This is a genomic window from Streptomyces albiflavescens, assembly GCF_014645835.1.
GTDB classification, from domain to species: Bacteria; Actinomycetota; Actinomycetes; order Streptomycetales; family Streptomycetaceae; genus Streptomyces; species Streptomyces albiflavescens.
This window is the reverse complement of record NZ_BMMM01000008.1, coordinates 175,957-196,435: the sequence shown is the minus strand read 5'-3', so window position 1 is coordinate 196,435 and position 20,479 is coordinate 175,957. Positions and strand designations below refer to the sequence as shown.

The following is a 20,479-nucleotide window of genomic DNA, read 5'->3' as shown; positions in this document are numbered from 1 at the left end:
CGCCCCCTGCCGCCCCTTGCGGGGCGCTCCACTACGGGGTGCTTTCCAGGCGCTGTCCCTTCAGCAGGAACCATGCCGCCACCGCCGTCGCGAGCAGCACCAGCGCACCGGCGCCCGAGGCGAGGGTGAGGCCGTCGACGAAGGACTCCCGGGCCGCGCTCAGCATGGCCTCGGAGGTGTGGGCGGGCAGTTCCGCCGCCGATTCGACGGCGCCGCCCAGTGACGCGTGGGCCTCGGCCGGTGTGCCCGCCGGGCCGGTGAAGCCCGCGTAGACACCGGTCACGACGGAACCGAGCAGGGCGATGCCGAGGGCGGCGCCGAGTTCGTACGCCGTCTCGGAGACCGCGGACGCGGCGCCCGCCTGCTCCTTGGGCACGCTGGAGAGGATCACGTCGGCGGTGACGGTGAACGAGAAGCCGGCGCCGACGCCGACGACCAGGAGGGCGGCGCCGAGCAGCGGATAGCCGGTGCTCTGGCTCAGCAGGGTGAGCGAACCGAGCGCCAGACCCACCGCGGCGAGACCGCCGGAGACCACGGCGCGCACCGAGAACCGCCGAGCGAACGTGCCCGCGACCAGACCCGTCGCCACCGCGCCGACGGCGGCGGGGACTTCGGCGAGCCCCGCCTCGAACGGCCCTCTGCCCTGTACGAGTTGCAGGTACTGGGAGAGGAAGAAGACGAGCCCGGACATCCCGAGGACGGTGAACAGGTCGGCGAGGACGGCTCCGGAGAAGCCCCGGTTGCGGAACAGCCGTACGTCCAACAGCGGTGCGGGCAGCGTGAGTTGGCGGCGTACGAACCAGTACAGGGCGGCGGCACCGAGCAGGCCGGTGGCCACCGGCTGCCAGCTGAGACCGTGCGCGGCGGCCTCCTTCACCCCGTACACGACGCCGATCATGCCGACGAGCGAGAGGGTGACGCTGGACAGGTCCCAGGGGCCGGGGTTCGGGTTCCTCGACTCGGGCAGCAGCTTGCTGCCGACAAGGACGAGGACGATCATCACCGGGAGGTTGATGAGGAAGACGGAACCCCACCAGAAGTGTTCGAGCAGGAAGCCGCCGGCGACCGGCCCGACCGCCGTACCGGCGGAGGCGGTTGCGCCCCAGATGCCGATGGCGAGGCTGCGCTCGCGCGGGTCGTGGAAGAGGTTGCGGATCAGGGCGAGCGTGGCGGGCATCAGCGTCGCGCCCGCGACGCCGAGCAGCGCCCGCGCCAGGATCATCAACTCCGGTGTCGTGGCATAGGCGTTGAGCACCGATATCAGGCCGAACGCGGTGGCGCCGAGGAGCAGCAGCTTCTTGCGGCCGATGCGGTCGCCGAGGCTGCCCATGGAGACGAGCAGGCCGGCGATGACGAACGAGTAGACGTCACCGATCCACAGGAGCTGCGTGCCCGAGGGCTTCAGGTCCTCACTGATGTACGGGGTCGCGAGACCGAGGACGGTCGCATCGACGGCCACCAGGAGCACGGCGAGGATCAGCACCGCGAGCGCGGGCCAACGGCCCGGGCGCTTCTCCACCGCCACCGTCGATACCGGCTGCAGGGTGCTGGTCATGATTCCTCTCTCCGTAGTGCGCCGCCGAGCAGCAGCTCGACGATCATGTAGTGGAAGTCCTTGGCGGCGACCCGGCCTTCGGTCACGGCCCATGCCCCCGAGGCCATCAGTCCGTAGAGCGCCTCGGTGAGCCAGGCCGGGGTGAGGTCGATGCGGAACTCGCCGCTCTCCTGGCCGCGCCGGAACAGGGCGGCCATCCGCGCGTCCAGCCGGGCCCAGCCCTCGTTCTGCTCCTCACCCTCGAACAGCTGGTTCTCGGTGTAGAGGAAGGCGAGCAGTCCAGCCGCCGCTTCGAGCTCCTTCACCAGGCGGCGCACGGCCTCCTGGGCGGTGCCGTCGTCGAGGCGGGCGGCATCCAGGGCCGCCTCGCACTCCTGGATGCCGAGCGACTCCAGCGCCCGTACGAGGGCGTCGCGGCCCGCGAACTGGCGGTGCAGCGTGGCCCGGCTGATCCCGGCCGCCTTGGCGACCTCGTCCATGGTGGCGGTGGATTTGCGGGTGAGCAGGGCGGCTGCGCTGCGCAGCACGTGATCACGGTCGACGGCCATGAGACAATGGTAGACCACGTGAGACATCTTTGTCTCATCGAATACATGTGAGTCTCACTGACCGGGTGCCGGCCGGAAGGTCCTCAGTGCCAGGGCAGCTGCCCGCGCCGCTCCCAGTACGCCTGCGGGTCCTCCACGAGCGCGGCGAGCCGGGACAGCTGGTCGTCGTCGAGGTCGACGACCGCTGCGTGCAGGTTCGAGGCGAGCTGGTTGGCGGTGGCCGCCCCGGAGAGCACGACGCCGGCCCAGGGCTGCCGCAGGATCAGCGCCAGGGCCACCGCGTCGGAGCCCAGGGAAGTCTCCGCGGCGACGGATTTCAGGGCGTCCGGCGCATACGGCTCCACGAGCCGGCCGTTGGCCACGCCCTCCTTGACGATCACCGTCAGTCCGGCGTCGTGGGCCTCGGCGAGCGCGGGCGCGGCCGAGGTCTCCAGCACGTTGTACGTGGCCTGCACCGTGCGGAAGAGGGGTTCGTCGTCCACCGTGACCGCGAGGGCGGCGCGGATGGCCTCGGCCTGGGCGGGCCCGCTGGTGGAGAAGCCGATCGAGAGACCCTGCGCGGCCGCTTCGGCGAGCTTGGCGTGGAGTTCCTTGTCGGTGAGGGCCGGACTGTCCGGGGTCACCGAGTGGATCTGGTAGAGGTCGAGCCGGTCGCCGAGCAGCTCCGCCGTCTCGGCCCGCTGTCGCTCGTACGTGGCGAGGCTGTGGTCCTTGACCTCGTGTGCCTCGGCGTCGATGTGCCAGTCCGCCGTGTAGGTGTAGCCCCACTTGCTGCCGATCACGATGTCGTCGATGTCCGGCCGGTGGTTCAGCCAGTCGGCGAGGAACTCCTCGGAACGGCCGTAGGAGCGGGCGACGTCGAAGTAGCGCACGCCCTGGGCGTAGGCGGCTTCGAGGAGTTCGTGGGTGCGCTCGCGCAGGGCGTCGACACTGCGGTCGGCCGGGAGGTCCTGTTCACGGCCCAGATTGATGTAGCCGGGGCGGCCGACGGCGGCCAGGCCGAGGCCGATGTGGGCGGTGGGAGTCGTCGCTGCGGCCAGGCGGGCGAAGGGCATCGCGGGCTCCGTTCGGTCGGCTCCGTTACGGCTCCCGACCAACGTAACCCGCGATGCTCCTCGCGTACGCGACCCGCTACTTCTTCTGCTTGGCCGTGGCCCAGGCGTGCTGGGCCGCCACGTCCGACTTGACCTCGGCGAGCTGTACGGCGACCGCGCTCGGCGCCGTGCCGCCACGGCCGTCGCGTGAGGCCAGGGCGCCCGGGACGTTGAGGACGGTCCGCACCTCGGGCGTCAGATGCGCGGAGATCTTCGCGAACTGCTCGTCGGTCAGACCGTCGAGCTCCTTGCCCTCGGCCTCGGCGACCTTGACGCACTCGCCCGCGACCTCGTGCGCGACGCGGAACGGCACGCCCTGCTTGACCAGCCACTCGGCGATGTCGGTGGCGAGCGAGAAGCCGGCCGGGGCCAGTTCCTCCATGCGCTCGCGGTGGACGGTGAGCGTGGCCATCATGCCGGTGAAGGCGGGGAGCAGGACCTCCAGCTGGTCGCAGGAGTCGAAGACCGGCTCCTTGTCCTCCTGGAGGTCGCGGTTGTACGCGAGGGGCAGCGCCTTGAGCGTCGCCATCAGGCCGGTCAGGTTGCCGATCAGACGGCCCGACTTGCCGCGCGCCAGCTCGGCGATGTCCGGGTTCTTCTTCTGCGGCATGATCGACGAGCCCGTCGAGAACGCGTCGTGGAGGGTGACGAAGGAGAACTCCTTCGTGTTCCAGATGATGACCTCTTCGGCGATCCGGGAGAGGTTGACGCCCGTCATCGCGGTGATGAAGGCGAACTCGGCGACGAAGTCGCGGGAGGCCGTGCCATCAATGGAGTTGGCGGAGCTGCCGTGCTCGAAGCCGAGGTCCTTGGCGACCGCCTCCGGGTCGAGGCCGAGGGAGGAACCGGCCAGCGCACCCGAGCCGTAGGGCGACACGGCCGTCCGCTCGTCCCACTGGCGCAGGCGTTCGGCATCCCGGGACAGGGACTGGACGTGTGCGAGGACGTGGTGGGCGAAGAGCACCGGCTGGGCGTGCTGGAGGTGCGTACGGCCTGGCATGGCGACGTCCGGGTGGGCCTCGGCCAGGCCGATCAGGGCGTCCTGGAGGTCAGCGATCAGGCCCCCGATGATGCGGGCGTGGTCGCGCAGATACATCCGGAAGAGGGTCGCGACCTGGTCGTTCCTCGACCGTCCCGCGCGCAGCTTGCCGCCGAGGTCGGGGCCGAGGCGTTCGAGGAGGCCGCGCTCCAGGGCGGTGTGCACGTCCTCGTCGGCGATGGTGCCCACGAAGTCGCCGGAGGCCACGTCCGCTTCGAGCCGGTCCAGGCCCGCGAGCATGCGCGTCAGCTCGTCCTCGGTGAGCAGGCCCGCCTTGTGCAGCACGCGCGCATGGGCACGCGAACCGGCGATGTCGTACGGCGCCAGGCGCCAGTCGAAATGGACCGACGCGGACAGCTTGGCCAGGGCCTCGGCGGGACCGTCGGCGAAACGGCCGCCCCAGAGCCGTACGTCACCGCTGTTGCTGCTCACTTGCTGTGCTCCTCGGAGGTGGTGGCTGTGTTTTCTGGGGGGACACCCCAGACCCCGTGCGACCGCCTCCCTGCCGACCGGCGGTCAGGGAGGTGGCCATCACGCTACTGCTTAGGCGAGGTCCCGCTTGGCGGCGATCTTCGACGACAGACTGTAGATGTCGATGAAGCCCTTGGCCGCGGCCTGGTCGAACGAGTCGCCCGTGTCGTACGTCGCCAGATCGAAGTCGTAGAGCGACGTGTCGGAGCGTCGGCCGGTGACGACGGCGCGGCCGCCGTGCAGGGTCATCCGGATGTCGCCGTTGACGTGCTGGTTGGCCTCGTCGATGAAGCCGTCCAGGGCACGCTTGAGCGGCGAGAACCACTGGCCGTCGTAGACCAGTTCGCCCCAGCGCTGCTCGACCTGCCGCTTGTAGCGGGCCAGTTCACGCTCGACCGTGACGTTCTCCAGCTCCTGGTGGGCCGTGATCAGCGCGATCGCGCCCGGAGCCTCGTACACCTCACGGGACTTGATGCCCACGAGCCGGTCCTCGACCATGTCGATCCGGCCGATGCCCTGCTGTCCGGCTCGCTCGTTGAGCTCCCTGATGGCCTGCAGGACGGTGACGGGCTTGCCGTCGATGGCGACCGGGACGCCCTGCTTGAAGGTGATGATCACCTCGTCGGCGTCACGCGGGGTGGCCGGGTTCGAGGTGTACTCGTAGATGTCCTCGATCGGCGCGTTCCAGATGTCCTCCAGGAAGCCCGTCTCGACGGCGCGCCCGAAGACGTTCTGATCGATGGAGTAAGGGGACTTCTTGGTGGTGGCGATCGGGAGCTGCTTCTCCTCGCAGAAGGCGATCGCCTTGTCCCGGGTCATCGCGTAGTCGCGGACCGGGGCGATGCACTTGAGGCCGGGGGCGAGGGCGACGATGCCGGCCTCGAACCGCACCTGGTCGTTGCCCTTGCCGGTGCAGCCGTGCGCGACCGTGGTGGCGCCGTGCTTCTGGGCGGCGGCGACGAGGTGCTTGACGATCGTCGGCCGGGACAGGGCGGAGACCAGCGGGTAGCGGTCCATGTAGAGGGCGTTGGCCTTGATCGCCGGAAGGCAGTACTCGTCGGCGAATTCGTCCTTGGCGTCCGCGACCTCGGCCTCGACGGCACCGCAGGCGAGCGCGCGCTTGCGAATGACGTCGAGGTCCTCACCGCCCTGGCCGACGTCCACGGCGACGGCGATGACCTCGGCGCCCGTCTCCTCGGCGATCCAGCCGATGGCGACGGAGGTGTCCAGACCGCCCGAGTAGGCGAGTACGACGCGCTCGGCCACGGGGTTCTCCTCACACTGCATTCGCTGACATGCATGAGTATGCAGCGCTCTGCATGATTCGTCAATCCAGGGGGAGGCGCCGCCGAAATCTCGGGGGCGATTGAACGCGGGAAACCGCTTTCTCGTACTTCACTCCGAACGCAGGCGCCGCGTTTGTCAACCCACGTCCGTGCACCCACTCCCGACCAAGTGAGGCTCCGCATGTCCAGGGCTCTTCCGAAGTACCACAAGCGCCGCGCAGTGATGATCGGCGGCGCCGCCGCGGTCGTGTTGTCCGGAGCGGTGATCGCCGGCTCCGCCCTGGCCGGGGAGACGTCCAAGAGCGGCGGCCAGAACGCCACGACGAAGGCCGCCTCCCCGGGAACGGTGAACTGCCCGGCCGTCGCGCCGAGCCTGCCCGCGGTGCCCGCCTCCGCCAAGGCCGAGGTGGACCGCAACCTCACCCTGCTGAACACCCAGATCTCCGAGGCGAACAAGCGGCTGGTCGACACGGTCGGCCAAGGCGGACCGAACTTCGTCCAGAACGCGATCCTCGGCCCGCTCAAGGACAAGCGGGTCGCCACCATCAATCGCATCGCGACGGCCATCGGGCGCACGGCGGCCAAGCCGCAGGGGCTGGACGCCCTGGCGCCGTGCACGCTGAACTCGGCAGGAGGCGGGGCCGCCACGGCGCCGAGCTCGGCCGCTTCCGCGAGCGCGACGGCGACCGCCCAGGCGGGCGGCAACACCGGGAATGCGGGAAGCACCAACGCCGCGGGCACCATCTCCTGCCCCGACGTCGCGTCGAAGCTGCCCACCATCCCCGCCTCCGCCAAGGCGGAGGTCGACCGCAATCTCGCGCTGCTGAACACGCAGATCTCCGAGGCGAACACCCGGCTGGCGAACACCGTCGGACAGGGCGGACCCCACTTCGTCCAGAACGCGATCCTCGGCCCCCTGAAGGACAAGCGGGTCTCCACCATCGACCGCATCGCCATCTCCATCGGCCGCACCGCGGCCAAGCCGCAGGGCCTGGACTCCCTCGCCGCCTGCACGCTCACCAAGTGAGCCTGCATCTCACCAAGTGAGGTGACGGGTGCTGTGGCCGCCCCGCGGAGTGCCGACCGGGGCGGCCACAGACCCACCGGAACCCTCAATTCATTAGACAGACGAAAGGCTTTCCCCAATAATCGTTAGACATGGGAAAGACCTATGAGCGCATAGACGGCCGCCTCCGTACGTTCATCGAGGCGCAGCCCCTGTTCTTCACCGCGACCGCGCCCCTGTCGGGGGACGGCATCATCAACCTCTCCCCCAAGGGGCTCAGCGGCTCGTTCGCCGTGCTCGACGAGCTGACCGTGGCCTATTTGGACTTCGCGGGAAGCAACGCCGAGACGATCGCGCATCTGCGCGAGAACGGCCGGATCACTCTCATGTGGTGCGCCTTCCAGGGCCCGCCCAACATCGTCCGGGTGCACGGCCACGGTGAGCCCGTCTTCCGCGACGATCCGCGCTTCGGGGAGCTGCTCACCCACTTCCCGGACATCGACCCGACCCCGCACGGACTGCGCGCGATCATCGTGGTGACCGCCGAACTCGTCCGTGACACCTGTGGTTACGCGGTGCCCTTCATGACGTACGACGAGGATCGCGAGCTGCACGCCAAGCGGTTCGCGCGCGAGGACGACGCCTCGCTCGACGCGTATTTCGCCAAGAAGGACCACATCGCCACGAGCCTGGACGGGCTTCCCGGGTTGCCGCTGCCACTGCCGCCATCTGTCGTCTGAGCGCCGTGCGAGCGGCGCCCGCGTCGAGGACACGGCTGCTCCGTAGGGGTGTGGGCCGTCTCGTGGCTATCGGTCGTCGGTGGCCGGTCCCGCGGTTCCCCGCGCCCCTGACGCACCGACCGGAAACCGCACAGTGAACGTCGTCGATCCCGGACGGCTCTCCAATCGCACGCTTGCGGCGTGCGCCTCCACCACTGCCGCCACGATCGACAGGCCGAGCCCCGCGCCACCGCCCGCCCCCTCGGTGCGGCGACGGTCGGCTCGGGTGAAGCGTTCGAAGACGCCGGGCCGGACATCCTCCGGGACTCCCGGGCCGTCGTCGTGGACTGTCAGGACGGCCGTCTTGTCGTCGCTCTCCAGCGACACCGTCACCTTGGTGCCAACGGGCGTGTGCAAACGCGCGTTGGCCAACAAGTTGGCCAACACCTGTTGGAGTCGGTGCGCGTCGCCCGTCACCGTCACCGGCTCCTCGGCCAGCTCCAGCGTCCAGCGGTGGTCGGGGCCCGCGGCCCGGGCGTCGGTGACGGCGTCGAGGACGAGGTGGGTGAGGTCGACGGGGAGCCGTTCCAGAGGGCGGCCGGCGTCGAGGCGGGCGAGCAGCAGCAGGTCGTCGACCATCTCCCCCATGCGGGCCGACTCGGCGGCGATGCGTTCCAGTGCGCGGGTCACCTCGGGGGGCACCGGGCCCGGGTGCAACAGCGCCAGCTCGGCATGGCCGCGGACCGAGGCCACCGGGGTGCGCAGCTCATGGCTGGCGTCGGCGGCGAAGCTGCGCAGCCGTTCCTCACTCGCGTGCCGCTTGGTCAGCGCGTCCTCGACATGGCCGAGCATGCGGTTGAAGGCACCGGCGACCCTGCCCACCTCGCTGCGCGGGTCGGACTCGGGCGCACGCGGCGGCAGCGCCACCTCGCCGCTGGCGAGCGGGAGTTCGCTGACCCGCGTCGCGGTCGCGGCGACCCGGCTCAGCGGGCGCAGCGACCAGCGCACCCAGAGGGCGCCGGCGACACCGGCGACCGCGAGAGCCGCGCCGAAGACGGCGGAGGCCACCAGTTCCAGACGGTGGACCGCGGCCGTGACCGGCTCCATCGGCAACCCGGTGACCAGGACGTCGCCGTCGCGGCCCGGCACCGCCGTCACCCGGTACTCGCCCACCGCCGACAGACAGATGGTGTGTCCCCCGCCGTCGAGCGGGACCCCGGAGAGGGCTTTCTTGTCGGCGGCTGTCACGGGTACGTTCGCGGCGGTCGCCCTGCCGCCGGAGGGTACGACCGCCGCGTTGGTGACGTCCTGGCCCACCAGCCGGGCGCCGAGGGTCCCGGCGCTCTGGTTGCGTGTGTCGCCGTGCTCGTCGCCGTCGTGGTCGGACGGCTTCACGGCGCCGTGCTCCAGGCTCGCGGGAAAGCGCGCCCCCACATCGTGCAGTTGCTGGTCGAGGCGGCCGGTGAGGAAGCCGTTCAGTTCGTACACGGCGGCCACCCCGACGGCGGCACAGCTGACGGCGAGCAGCACCACGAGCCCGGCGGTGAGGCGGGCCCGCATCGTGCGGGGGCGCGGCAGTCCGCGCACGCCCGCCCGCAGCCACGCCCACCGTCCCCTCACCCACGACCACCGCCGACTCGCCCAGGGCCACACCCGCGGGCTCATCGACCCGCCACCGGTTTGATCACGTATCCGGCGCCGCGCACCGTGTGGATCATGGGTTCGCGGCCCGCGTCCACCTTCTTGCGCAGATAGGAGATGTAGAGCTCGACGACATGGGCCCGGCCGCCGAAGTCGTACGACCAGACACGGTCGAGGATCTGCGCCTTGCTGAGGACCCGGCGCGGGTTGCGCATCAGGAAACGCAGGAGCTCGAACTCGGTCGGCGACAGCTCGATCAGCTCGCCGCCCCGGGTCACCTCACGGGCCTCCTCGTCCATGACCAGGTCGCCGACGACCAGCCGTGGTCCCTCGTCCTGTTGCCGGGCCATGCCCGCGCGGCGCAGCAGCCCGCGCAGCCGGGCGACGACCTCCTCCAGGCTGAACGGCTTCGTCACGTAGTCGTCGCCGCCCGCTGTGATGCCGGCGATCCGGTCCTCCACGGCGTCCCGTGCCGTGAGGAAGAGGACGCAGACGTCGGGCTTCACCGTGTGCAGGTCGCGCAGCACGTGGAAGCCGTCGGTGTCCGGGAGCATCACGTCGAGGACGACGGCGTCGGGCAGCAGCTCCCTCGCCTCGGCGACGGCCGAGGCCCCGTCGCCCGCCGTGCGCACCTCCCAGCCCTCGTAGCGCAGGGCCCCGGAGAGGACCTCGGCCAGATCCGGGTCGTCGTCGACGACGAGGACGCGTACAGGGGTGCCGTCGGGCCGGGTGAGCGCGGGCCGGCCGTTTCCTCGGGAGCGGGGAGTGTTCATGTTGTCTTCCAGCATCGCTCTTCCCGGAGGCCGCACCCTCCCCGAGCACCTCTGAGTTTCCTCTGAGTCGCCTCTCCTCGTCGCTCCCGGTTTCCTGTGGGGCACCTGTCCTCGGCGCTCCCGGTTTCCCGGGGGTCACCTGTCCTCGGCGCTCCCGATTTCCTGTGAGTCACCTGTCCTCGGAGCTCTCGGTTTCCCGTGGGTCACCTGTCCTCGGAGCTCTCGGTTTCCTGTGAGTCCGCGCTGAACGCCGCTGTTCAGAGCTTCCTCAGAAGTTCCGGACGCAGTGTTTCCTCCCGGACAGCCGGAAGGACGGACAGATGACCACGGTGTACGAGCGGGCGACGGTCCCGCGCCCCACCCGAGGACGCAGGCGGCCCCGGCCCTCGCCCGCCGGGCCGCTGCTGGCCCTGCTCTGGGCCGGAGCGGCTGCCGTCGTCGCCCTGTGGTGGACCGATACGCGGTCGGTGGTGGGCCTCGCCGGATGGCTGACCGACGCCGGGCGGATCTCCGGGCTGCTCTGCGGCTACAGCTGTGCGGTGCTGGTGGCGCTGATGGCCCGGGTCCCCCTCCTGGAGCGGCGCATAGGCTCCGACCGGGTGGCCCGCTGGCACGCCATGGCGGGCCGGTACACGATCTGCCTGCTCCTCGCGCACGTCACACTGATCCTCTTCGGGTACGCGGCCCAGGACGGATCGGGCATCGTGCACGAGACGCTGAGCGTGGTGTTCGACTACCCGGACATGCTCAAGGCCACGATCGGCACGCTCACCCTCTTCGCCGTCGGGATCACCTCGGCGCGTGCGGCCCGCCGTCGGATCCCCCACGAGTTCTGGTACTACGTGCACCTGCTCACGTACGTGGCGGTCTTCCTCGCTTTCTTCCACCAGCTCGCGCTCGGCTCCGATCTCGTCGGCAACAGCTTCGCCCAGGCCGCCTGGTACGTGCTCTACCTGGGCACGGCCGCACTCGTCGTATGGTTCCGGCTGCTCGTCCCGGTGCGGCTCAATCTGCGCCACCGGCTGCGGGTGGAGTCCGTGCACCGCGAGGCGCCGGGGGTCTTCTCCGTCGTCGTGCGCGGGGAGCGGCTGGACGAGCTGAACGCCCAGGCGGGGCAGTTCTTCCGCTGGCGGTTCCTCTCGGACGGGATGCGGTGGACCTCCACGCCGTACTCGCTGTCGGCGCCGCCCCGGCCCGACCGGATGCGGATCACCGTGAAGGCGCTCGGCGACCACAGTGCCGCGGTGGGGCTGCTGCGGCCCGGCACCCGGGTGTGGGCGGAGGGCCCGTACGGCTCGCTGACCGCCGAGCGGCGCACCTCGCCGAAGGCGCTGCTGATCGCGGGCGGCGTCGGCATCACGCCGTTGCGCGCCCTGTTCGAGACCCTGCCGGGCCAGGTCACCCTGCTCTACCGGGCGCGCAGGGCCGAAGACCTCGCGCTGGGCGCCGAGTTGGAGGCCATCGCGACATGGCGCGGTGCGCGCGTCCTGTACGCGGTCAACGGCGCCGACGGAACGCGTCCGCGGTTCGACGCCGAGACCCTGCGGGCGAGCGTGCCCGACATCGCGGCGCACGACGTCTACCTGTGCGGCCCGCCCGCGATGGCGCGGGACCTGTACGGGGCGCTGCGCGCGGCGGGTGTCCCCGACCGCCGTATCCACCATGAGTCGTTCGAACTGTGAGGCCGCCGTGCACGCCCTGAAGAAGCAACGTCCGCTGCGCCGCGTCGTACTGGCGGCCGCCAGTACCGTCACCGGTGTCGTCCTGCTGCTGTCGCTGAAGCCGCACACGCCGCCGACCGAGGAGCAGGCGTCCTCGTCCGCAGGCGAGTCCCAGACCCAGCCCCAGACCCAGACCCAGACTCCGTCTCCGGGAAGCTCCTCGGGCAGCACTTCCGGGAGCTCCTCCGGGAGCAAGAAGAGCACGGGCACCAAGACCGTCACCGGTGACACGGTCCAGACCCGTTGGGGTCCCGTCCAGGTGCGCATCACGCTGAAGAACGGAAAGATCACTGACGTCACCGCGGTCGCCTACCCCTCGGACAATCCGAAGGACCAGGAGATCAACAGCTACGCGATCCCCCAGCTCAGGCGGGAGGCGCTCGCCGCGCAGAGCGCCTCGATCGACTCCGTGTCCGGAGCCACGTACACCAGCGACGGCTACAAGCAGTCCCTCCAGTCGGCACTGGACTCGGCGGGCCTCTGAACGCACTGCAGTCGTGGACCGTATCTCTGGGCCAGGGGACCACTCCCCTTGCCCCGTCCCCACGGACGAACACGGAGGAACCGTGTCCACGATCGCCGGTGGTCGCGCCGCGCGGCGCCAGACCATGCGCCGTATCCGCCCTCGCCGCTCGCCCGCCGTCCCGCTGCTCCTCGCCGTCTGGGCGGGCGCGGCCGGGGTCATCTGGCTGTGGTGGAACAACACCCCGTCCATCGCGGACGACAACAGCAAGATCCTCAACGCGGGCCGGATCACCGGACTGCTCGCCGGATATCTGATGGCGCTCGTGGTGCTGCAGATGGCCCGCGTTCCCGCCCTGGAGCGCCGGGTGGGCTCCGACCGGGTCGCGCGCTGGCACGCCATGAGCGGCCGGTACACCATCTGTCTGGTCCTGGCCCACCTCTTCCTGACCATGTGGGGCTACGCCCTGCAGTCCGGCAAAGGGCTCGGCGGGATCGTGCAGCAGACCATCGACTCGGTGAACCAGCTGCCCGACATGGGCAAGGCCGCGATCGGCACGGGTCTGCTGGTGCTCATCGGGTTCATCTCCATCGGCGGCGTCCGCCGTCTGATCCCGTACGACACCTGGTACCACGTCCACCTGCTGACGTACGCCGCCGTGTTCCTGACGTTCTGGCACCAGCTGTCCACCGGCAACGACTTCGCCGTGGAGCCCGCCGCGAAGACGGCCTGGTACGGGCTGTACGGGTCGGTGACCGCGCTCGTGGTCTGGTACCGGATCCTCGCGCCGATCCGGCTCAACCTGAAGCACCGGATGCGGGTCGAGGCGGTGATCGAGGAGACGCCCGGGATCGTGTCGGTGCTGATCAGCGGGCAGAAGCTGCACCGGATGGGCGCGGAGGCCGGTCAGTTCTTCCGCTGGCGCTTCCTGGCGCCGGGGATGCGGCTCAGCTCCCACCCGTACTCGCTGTCGGCGGCGCCCCGCCCCACCATGCTGCGCATCACCGTGAAGGCGATCGGCGACCACAGCGCCGCGCTGCGCGACCTGGAACCGGGCACCCGGGTCTGGGCGGAGGGCCCGTACGGGGCGCTGACGGCGGGCAAGCGCAGCCGCGGCAAGGTGCTCCTGGTGGCGGGTGGCGTCGGCATCACGCCGATGCGCGCGCTCTTCGAGACGCTGCCCGGCGCGTCCGGCGACCTGACCTTGCTCTACCGGGCCAACAGCACCCAGGACCTGGCCCTGTGGGACGAGCTCGCCGCCATCTCCCAGGAGCGCGGGGCCCGTCTGATGTACGCGGTGAACAGCCCCGAAGGGGAGCGCCCGGACATCTCGGCGGAGTCGCTGCGCCGCAAGCTGCCGGACATCGACCGCCACGACGTCTTCATGTGCGGGCCGCCCGGCTTTGCGCAGCAGGTGTACGAAGCACTGCGCGGCGCGGGAGTCCCCGCCCGCCGCATCCATCACGAGTCGTTCGAGATGTGAGCGACGGGAGTCAGGAGCGATGAAGAAGAGCCACCCCATGCGGCGCGTTGTGCTCGCCACCGCCGCCACCGTGTCCGGGATCGTCCTGCTGCTGTCGCTGAAGCCTGCCTCGGATCCGGCCGCGGCATCGGCCGCGGGCGGAGCGGCGCCCCAGCAGACGGCGGCCGGGCAGGAGTCGCCCCAGGGCGGCAGCGCGTCGCAGACGGGCTCGCAGAGCGTCACCGGAAACGTCGCCCAGACCCAGTACGGGCCCGTCCAGGTACGCCTCACCCTCACCGGCGACAAGATCACCAAGGCCGAGGCCGTCCAGGCGCCCAAGGGCGGGACCAGCGACCAGAAGACCGCCCTGGCCATACCCAAACTCAACCAGGAAGCCGTCGCCGCCGGGAGCGCCGACATCGACGCCGTCTCCGGCGCCACCTACACCAGCGGCGGATACAAACAGTCCCTGCAGTCGGCCCTGGACAAGGCGAAGGCCGCCGGCGGTACCTCGGGTTCCTCGGGTGCGGCCGGAGCCTCCTCGTCGCCGCAGGCCCCCGCCGCACAGGCCCGCATCGTCACCGGAAACGTGGCCCAGACCCAGTACGGGCCCGTCCAGGTACGCCTCACCCTCACCGGCGACAAGATCACCAAGGCCGAGGCCGTCCAGGCGCCCAGCGGCGGAACCAGCACGCAGAAGACCGCCCTGGCCATACCCAAACTCAACCAGGAAGCCGTCGCCGCCGGGAGCGCCGACATCGACACCGTCTCCGGCGCCACCTACACCAGCGGCGGATACAAGCAGTCCCTGCAGTCGGCCCTGGACAAGGCCGGTGGCTGAGCCCGCGGAGGCCCCGCCCGCGTTGCGCCACGCCGAGGAGGTCATGGGCACGGTCTTCTCGTTCGACGTACGGGGAGGGGAACCGGCGGCCGTGCAGGCGGCGTTGGAGAAGGCGCTCGCCCAGCTCCACCGCGTGGACGAGGTGTTCAGCACCTACCGCGAGGACAGTCAGGTCTCGCGTCTCGCGCGCGGTGAACTGACGGTCGAGGAGTGCGATCCGGAGGTCGCCGAGGTGCTCGGTCTGGGCGCGGAGGCGGAGCGGTTGAGCGAGGGCTGGTTCAGCACGACGTACCAGGGTGAGCTCGACCCGACGGGGATCGTGAAGGGCTGGGCGACCGAGCGTGCGGCCCGGCTCATCGCGGCGGCCGGGGCGAGCGGAGTGAGCGTCAACGGCGGCGGCGACGTCCAGCTGTACGGCGTCCCCGGGTCGCACCGGCCCTGGCGGGTCGGTGTGTCGGACCCGTTGCGTCCGGGTTCGCTCGCCGCCGTGGTCTCCGCGGCCGGCGTCGACGAGCTCGCCGTGGCCACCTCCGGCACCGCCGAGCGGGGGGCCCACATCGTCGACCCCCGCACCGGCAAGTCCGCGGTCACCGACCTGGTCGCCGTGACCGTGGTGGGCCCCCGCCTGACCTGGGTCGACGCCTGGGCGACGGCGGCCTTCGCGATGGGCTCGCGCCAGGCCCTGGACTGGCTGGAATCCCTCCCCGACATCGAGGCCCTGCTGATCACGGCGGGGGACGAGGTGAGGTGCACCGGGGGGTTGGCTCAAAGACTGGGCTGAGGCCCCTAGGGCCTGTCGTCACATTCCCGTCTGCCCCGCGACGCCTGGCACGCACTCTCGCCGCACCGGGCGAAAGCCCAAGTACGTCCAGTACGAGGACTTCCGCCCGGCACGCCGAGAGCACGCACCAGACGCNGCCCCCCCCCACTCCCGTACACCTCAGTGATGGTTCTGAGCCAACCGCAGCAGATGATCGGCCAACGCCTGGCCCCCGGACGGATGACGACTGATCAGCAGCAACGTGTCGTCGCCGGCAATGGTGCCGAGGATGTCGTGCAGCTCCGCCTGGTCAATGGCCGAGGCCAGGAACTGCGCGGCCCCGGGCGGGGTACGCAGGACCACAAGATTCGCAGAGGCCTCCGCGGAGATCAGCAGCTCCGCGGAGAGCCGCCGCATCCGCTCCTCCTTCGCCGACTCACCCAGCGGCGCGCGCGGCGTGCGGAAGCCGCCCTCGCTCGGTACCGCGTAGATGAGGTCGCCGTCGTTGTTGCGGATCTTCACCGCGTTCAGCTCGTCCAGGTCCCGGGAGAGCGTCGCCTGGGTGACGCTCAGCCCGTCGTCGGCGAGAAGTTTCGCCAACTGGCTCTGGGAACGCACCGGTTGCCGGTTGAGGATGTCCACGATCCGGCGGTGGCGTGCGGTGCGGGTCTGCGGCACGGCAGGCCCTGCGTGCTCGTGGTCCTGCGCCTGACTCATCGTCGTCGTCCCATTTCTCAGGATCGTCCATCCCCGTTGGCTGCGTCGAGGACACCGGGAAGGGCCTGGAGGAACGCGTCCACTTCGTCTTCGCCGAGGTTCAGCGGCGGCATCAGCCGTACGACATCGGGGGCGGGCGCGTTCACCAGGAAACCGGCGTCCTGAGCCGCCTTCTGCACCTGGGGCGCCAGCGGCTCGGTGAGCACGATACCCAGGAGCAGCCCCGCACCCCGGACATGGTCGATCAACGGGTGCGCGAGTGACTCGATTCCGTCCCGCAGCTTCTCGCTCGTGCGCTTCACGTTCTGGAGGAGTCCTTCGGACTCGATCGTGTCGAGTACGGCCAGTCCGGCGGCGCAGACGACCGGGTTGCCACCGAAGGTCGTGCCGTGGTGACCGGGCTTCAGCAGTGCGGCGGCCCGCCCGAAGGCGACGGTGGCGCCGAGCGGCAGTCCGCCGCCGAGGCCCTTGGCGAGCGTGACGATGTCCGGCAGCACTCCCTCGTGGGCCTGGTACTCGAACCAGTGCCCGGTCCGGCCGATTCCGGTCTGCACCTCGTCGAGGACGAGGAGGGCTCCGGTGGCGGCGGTGATCGCCCGGGCGGCCTTGAGGTAGCCGGCGGGCGGCACGACCACGCCGTTCTCGCCCTGGATGGGCTCGATGATCACCAGGGCGGTGTCCTCGGTGACCGCTTCGGCCAGGGCCTGCGCGTCGCCGTACGGGACATGCGTGACGTGGCCGGGCAGCGGCAGGAACGGCTCCTGCTTGGCGGGCTGGCCGGTGAGCGCGAGGGCGCCCATGGTGCGGCCGTGGAAGCCACCGGTGGTGGCGACCATGTGCGTCCGGCCGGTGAGCCGGCCGATCTTGAAGGCGCCCTCGTTGGCCTCGGCGCCCGAGTTGCAGAAGTACACCCTGCCCTCACGCCCGAAGAGCTGCAGCAGCCTTTCGGCGAGCGCCACGGGCGGCTCGGCGACGAAGAGGTTGGAGACATGGCCGAGGGAGCCGATCTGCCGGCCGACGGCCTCGACGATCGCGGGGTGGGCATGGCCGAGCGCATTGACCGCGATCCCGCCGACGAAGTCGAGGTACTCCTTGCCGTCGGCGTCCCACAGCTTGGTGCCGGCTCCCCGGACGAGCGGCAGCCGCGGCGTGCCGTAGTTGTCCATGAGCGAGCCCTGCCACCGCTGGGTGAGCTCTTCGTTGCCGGTCATGCGTCGTCCCCCGCTTCCTCGTCGTCCGGCACGACCATCGTGCCGATCCCCTCGTCGGTGAAGATCTCCAGCAGGATCGAGTGCTGGACCCGGCCGTCGATGACGCGGGCCGTGGTGACGCCGTTGCGCACGGCGTGCAGACAGCCCTCCATCTTCGGCACCATGCCGCTGGCCAGCTCGGGCAGCAGTTTCTCCAGCTCTGAAGCGGTGAGGCGGCTGATCACCTCGTCGCTGTCGGGCCAGTCCTCGTAGAGGCCCTCGACATCCGTGAGGACCATGAGGGTTTCGGCCCCCAGCGCCGCAGCGAGTGCCGCAGCCGCCGTATCAGCATTGACGTTGTAGACATGTCCGTCGTCCTGGGAGCGGGCGATCGAGGAGACGACCGGGATCCGGCCGTCGGAGAGCAGCGCCTCGATGGCGCCCGTGTCGATGCCGGTGATCTCGCCGACCCGCCCGATGTCGACCAGCTCGCCGTCGATCTCGGGCTGGTGCTTGGTGGCGGTGATGGTGTGCGCGTCCTCGCCGGTCAGGCCGACGGCGAGCGGTCCGTGCTGGTTGAGCAGCCCGACCAGTTCGCGCTGCACCTGTCCGGCCAGCACCATGCGTACGACGTCCATGGCGTCCTCGGTCGTGACGCGCAGGCCCGCCTTGAACTCACTGATGATGCCGTGCCGGTCGAGGGCGGCGCTGATCTGCGGGCCGCCGCCGTGCACGACGACGGGCTTCAGTCCGGCGTGGTGCAGGAACACGATGTCCTGCGCGAACGCCGCCTTCAGTTCCTCGTCGATCATGGCGTTGCCGCCGAACTTCACGACGACCGTCTTGCCGTTGTGCCGGGTCAGCCAGGGCAGCGCCTCGATGAGGATCTGTGCCTTGGGCAGAGCGGTGTGTTTCCTGGTCACATTGCTCATGAGGAGTACGCGCTGTTCTCGTGGACGTAATCGGCGGTGAGGTCGTTGGTCCAGATCGTCGCGGTCTCGCCGCCCGCGGCGAGGTCGGCGACGATGTGCACCTCGCGGTAGCGCATGTCGACGAGGTCGCGGTCCTCGCCGACGCCGCCGTTCTTGCAGACCCGGACGCCGTTGATGGCGACGTTGATCTGGTCGGGTTCGAAGGCGGCCCGGGTCGTACCGATTGCCGAGAGGACGCGGCCCCAGTTGGGGTCCTCGCCGTGGATCGCGCACTTGAGGAGGTTGTTGCGGGCTATCGAGCGACCCACCTCGACGGCGTCGTCCTCGGTCGCGGCGTTGATCACCTCGACCTTGATGTCCTTGCTGGCGCCCTCGGCGTCGCGGATGAGCTGCTGACCGAGGTCGTCGCAGACCGCCCGTACGGCCTCCGCGAACTCCCCGTATTCCGGGGTGATTTCGGAGGCGCCGGAGGCGAGCAGCAGCACGGTGTCGTTGGTGGACATGCAGCCGTCGGAGTCGACGCGGTCGAAGGTGACCTTCGTGGCCGCGCGCAGCGCCTTGTCGAGGGTCTCGCTGTCCACGTCGGCGTCCGTGGTCACCACGACGAGCATGGTGGCAAGGCCGGGGGCGAGCATGCCGGCGCCCTTGGCCATGCCGCCGACGGTCCAGCCGTCCTTCGTCACGACCGACGTCTTGTGGACCGTGTCGGTGGTCTTGATGGCGATGGCGGCCTTCTCGCCACCGTGCGGGCTGAGCCGGGCGACGGCCCGGTCGACGCCCGGCAGCAGCTTGTCCATCGGCAGCAGGACGCCGATGAGGCCGGTCGAGGCCACGGCGACCGCGCCCGCGCCCACCTCGGTCCCCGCGGTGGTGAGGGACTCGGCGACCTTCTCGGCGGTGGCGTGCGTGTCCTGGAAGCCCTTCGGTCCGGTGCACGCGTTGGCGCCCCCGGAGTTGAGGACGACTGCCGTCAGCTCGCCGCTCCTGAGGACCTGCTCCGACCAGAGCACCGGCGCGGCCTTCACGCGGTTCGAGGTGAAGACGCCCGCGGCGGCGCGGCGCGGACCGTCGTTGACCACGAGGGCCAGGTCCGGGTTGCCGTTCTCCTTGATCCCGGCGGCGATGCCCGCCGCCTGGAATCCCTTGGCTGCCGTGACGCTCACGGTGCGACTCCGATCGTGGAAAGACCCAGGTCCTCGGGGAGCCCGAGGGCGAGGTTCATGCTCTGGACGGCACCGCCCGCGGTGCCCTTGGTCAGGTTGTCGATGGCGCTGATCGCGATGATGCGGTGCGCGGCGGCGTCGTACGCGACCTGGACCTGAACGGCGTTGGAACCGTAGACGGACGCCGTGGCGGGCCACTGCCCCTCGGGCAGCAGGTACACGAACGGCTCGTCGGCGAACGCCTTCTCGTACGCGTCCCGTACGGACTCGGCGGTGACGCCGGGCTTCGCCTTGGCGCTGCACGTGGCGAGGATGCCGCGGGGCATCGGCGCGAGGGTCGGCGTGAAGGAGACGGTGACGGGCTCACCGGCGGCGGCGCCGAGGTTCTGGATCATCTCGGGGGTGTGCCGGTGGACGCCGCCGACGCCGTACGGGGACATCGACCCCATGACCTCGCTGCCGAGGAGGTGCGCCTTGGGCGCCTTGCCGGCGCCGGACGTCCCGGAGGCGGCGACGATCACGGCCTCGGGCTCGGCGAGCCCCCCGGCGTACGCCGGGAAGAGGGCCAGCGAGGCGGCCGTCGGGTAGCAACCGGGCACCGCGATGCGCTTGGACCCCTCCAGCGCCGCGCGGGCGCCCGGCAGTTCGGGGAGGCCGTACGGCCAGGTCCCGGCGTGCGCGGAGCCGTAGAACTTCTCCCAGTCGGCCGGGTCCTTCAGCCGGAAGTCGGCTCCCATGTCGACCACGAGGACATCCGGGCCGAGCTGCTCGGCGACGGCGGCGGACTGCCCGTGGGGCAGCGCGAGGAACACGACCTCGTGCCCGGCGAGCACGTCGGGGGTCGTCTCCTGGAGGACACGGTCCGCGAGCGGCAGCAGATGCGGCTGCAGCGCGCCGAGGCGCTGGCCCGCGTTGGAGTTGCCGGTCAGGGCGCCGATCTCGATCTCGGGGTGCACCAGGAGCAGACGCAGCAGTTCCCCGCCCGCGTACCCACTCGCTCCCGCAACTGCCGCACGTACCGTCATGGAACCCTCCTCTTGGATGGCATGACTATACGTATCGCTGCACGTTTATGCAATCCCGATACGAGGCGCCGTT

The 20,479-nt window shown here is 70.5% G+C and carries 19 protein-coding genes; 7 read left to right on the top strand and 12 right to left on the bottom strand.

Translation table 11 applies throughout. The features are described 5' to 3' along the window. Window positions 1-31: 31 nt before the first annotated feature. The 5 genes from IEY95_RS22785 to IEY95_RS22765 form a co-directional block, all read right to left on the bottom strand. The gene (locus IEY95_RS22785; RefSeq protein ID WP_189187951.1) at window positions 32-1,555 is read right to left on the bottom strand and encodes an MFS transporter; all 1,524 of its coding nucleotides are present in this window, start codon (window positions 1,553-1,555) and stop codon (window positions 32-34) included. After that, on the bottom strand, window positions 1,552-2,103 hold the full coding sequence (locus IEY95_RS22780; protein ID WP_229703247.1) for a TetR/AcrR family transcriptional regulator: 552 nt from the start codon (window positions 2,101-2,103) through the stop codon (window positions 1,552-1,554). Before IEY95_RS22780 ends, IEY95_RS22785 begins: the two co-directional genes overlap by 4 nt. A gap of 83 nt (window positions 2,104-2,186) precedes the next feature. Continuing rightward, the gene (locus tag IEY95_RS22775) at window positions 2,187-3,158 is read right to left on the bottom strand and encodes an aldo/keto reductase (RefSeq protein WP_189187949.1); all 972 of its coding nucleotides are present in this window, start codon (window positions 3,156-3,158) and stop codon (window positions 2,187-2,189) included. 76 nt (window positions 3,159-3,234) lie between these two features. Continuing rightward, on the bottom strand, window positions 3,235-4,668 hold the full coding sequence (argH, locus tag IEY95_RS22770; RefSeq protein WP_189187948.1) for an argininosuccinate lyase: 1,434 nt from the start codon (window positions 4,666-4,668) through the stop codon (window positions 3,235-3,237). A gap of 111 nt (window positions 4,669-4,779) precedes the next feature. Beyond that, window positions 4,780-5,973, bottom strand: coding sequence for an argininosuccinate synthase (locus IEY95_RS22765; RefSeq protein ID WP_189187947.1), 1,194 nt, complete (start codon window positions 5,971-5,973; stop codon window positions 4,780-4,782). A gap of 201 nt (window positions 5,974-6,174) precedes the next feature. Between IEY95_RS22765 and IEY95_RS22760 the strand changes: the two genes are divergently transcribed. After that, entirely contained in the window at window positions 6,175-7,020 is an 846-nt protein-coding gene (locus IEY95_RS22760; RefSeq protein WP_189187946.1) for a hypothetical protein, read from the top strand. A gap of 131 nt (window positions 7,021-7,151) precedes the next feature. After that, window positions 7,152-7,739, top strand: coding sequence for a pyridoxamine 5'-phosphate oxidase family protein (locus IEY95_RS22755; protein WP_189187945.1), 588 nt, complete (start codon window positions 7,152-7,154; stop codon window positions 7,737-7,739). Window positions 7,740-7,805: 66 nt separating this feature from the next. Here IEY95_RS22755 and IEY95_RS22750 read toward each other — a convergent pair whose 3' ends face one another. Further along, on the bottom strand, window positions 7,806-9,278 hold the full coding sequence (locus IEY95_RS22750; RefSeq protein WP_229703264.1) for a sensor histidine kinase: 1,473 nt from the start codon (window positions 9,276-9,278) through the stop codon (window positions 7,806-7,808). 101 nt (window positions 9,279-9,379) lie between these two features. Then, entirely contained in the window at window positions 9,380-10,132 is a 753-nt protein-coding gene (locus tag IEY95_RS22745; protein WP_189187943.1) for a response regulator transcription factor, read from the bottom strand. A gap of 320 nt (window positions 10,133-10,452) precedes the next feature. On the opposite strand from IEY95_RS22745, the gene IEY95_RS22740 reads away from it, so the two are divergent. From IEY95_RS22740 to IEY95_RS22720, 5 genes are all read left to right on the top strand, one after another. Further along, on the top strand, window positions 10,453-11,814 hold the full coding sequence (locus tag IEY95_RS22740; protein WP_189187942.1) for a ferredoxin reductase family protein: 1,362 nt from the start codon (window positions 10,453-10,455) through the stop codon (window positions 11,812-11,814). Window positions 11,815-11,821: 7 nt separating this feature from the next. Continuing rightward, window positions 11,822-12,337 carry an FMN-binding protein gene (locus IEY95_RS22735; protein ID WP_189188147.1) on the top strand — a complete coding sequence of 172 codons (516 nt, stop codon included), beginning with the start codon at window positions 11,822-11,824 and terminating at the stop codon, window positions 12,335-12,337. A gap of 124 nt (window positions 12,338-12,461) precedes the next feature. Then, complete coding sequence (locus IEY95_RS22730; protein WP_189188146.1) at window positions 12,462-13,799, top strand: ferredoxin reductase family protein; 1,338 nt, start codon at window positions 12,462-12,464, stop codon at window positions 13,797-13,799. A 19-nt stretch (window positions 13,800-13,818) separates the two neighbouring features. Further along, a complete protein-coding gene (locus IEY95_RS22725; RefSeq protein ID WP_189187941.1) occupies window positions 13,819-14,619 on the top strand; it encodes an FMN-binding protein in 801 nt (266 codons plus the stop codon). Then, window positions 14,612-15,400, top strand: a complete 789-nt coding sequence (locus IEY95_RS22720) for an FAD:protein FMN transferase (RefSeq protein ID WP_229703245.1) — start codon at window positions 14,612-14,614, stop codon at window positions 15,398-15,400. The genes IEY95_RS22725 and IEY95_RS22720 overlap by 8 nt, the downstream gene beginning before the upstream one ends. A 159-nt stretch (window positions 15,401-15,559) precedes the next feature. On the opposite strand, the gene IEY95_RS22715 is transcribed toward IEY95_RS22720, so the two are convergent. The 5 genes from IEY95_RS22715 to argC are packed head-to-tail and all read right to left on the bottom strand — an operon-like array spanning window position 15,560 to window position 20,406. Beyond that, the gene (locus IEY95_RS22715) at window positions 15,560-16,096 is read right to left on the bottom strand and encodes an arginine repressor (protein ID WP_189187940.1); all 537 of its coding nucleotides are present in this window, start codon (window positions 16,094-16,096) and stop codon (window positions 15,560-15,562) included. A gap of 17 nt (window positions 16,097-16,113) precedes the next feature. Then, window positions 16,114-17,307 carry an acetylornithine transaminase gene (locus IEY95_RS22710; protein WP_189187939.1) on the bottom strand — a complete coding sequence of 398 codons (1,194 nt, stop codon included), beginning with the start codon at window positions 17,305-17,307 and terminating at the stop codon, window positions 16,114-16,116. Continuing rightward, entirely contained in the window at window positions 17,304-18,218 is a 915-nt protein-coding gene (gene argB, locus IEY95_RS22705) for an acetylglutamate kinase (protein ID WP_189187938.1), read from the bottom strand. The genes IEY95_RS22710 and argB overlap by 4 nt, the downstream gene beginning before the upstream one ends. Next, complete coding sequence (gene argJ, locus IEY95_RS22700; protein ID WP_189187937.1) at window positions 18,215-19,381, bottom strand: bifunctional glutamate N-acetyltransferase/amino-acid acetyltransferase ArgJ; 1,167 nt, start codon at window positions 19,379-19,381, stop codon at window positions 18,215-18,217. Before argJ ends, argB begins: the two co-directional genes overlap by 4 nt. Beyond that, window positions 19,378-20,406 carry an N-acetyl-gamma-glutamyl-phosphate reductase gene (argC, locus tag IEY95_RS22695; RefSeq protein WP_189187936.1) on the bottom strand — a complete coding sequence of 343 codons (1,029 nt, stop codon included), beginning with the start codon at window positions 20,404-20,406 and terminating at the stop codon, window positions 19,378-19,380. Before argC ends, argJ begins: the two co-directional genes overlap by 4 nt. Window positions 20,407-20,479: the final 73 nt, after the last annotated feature.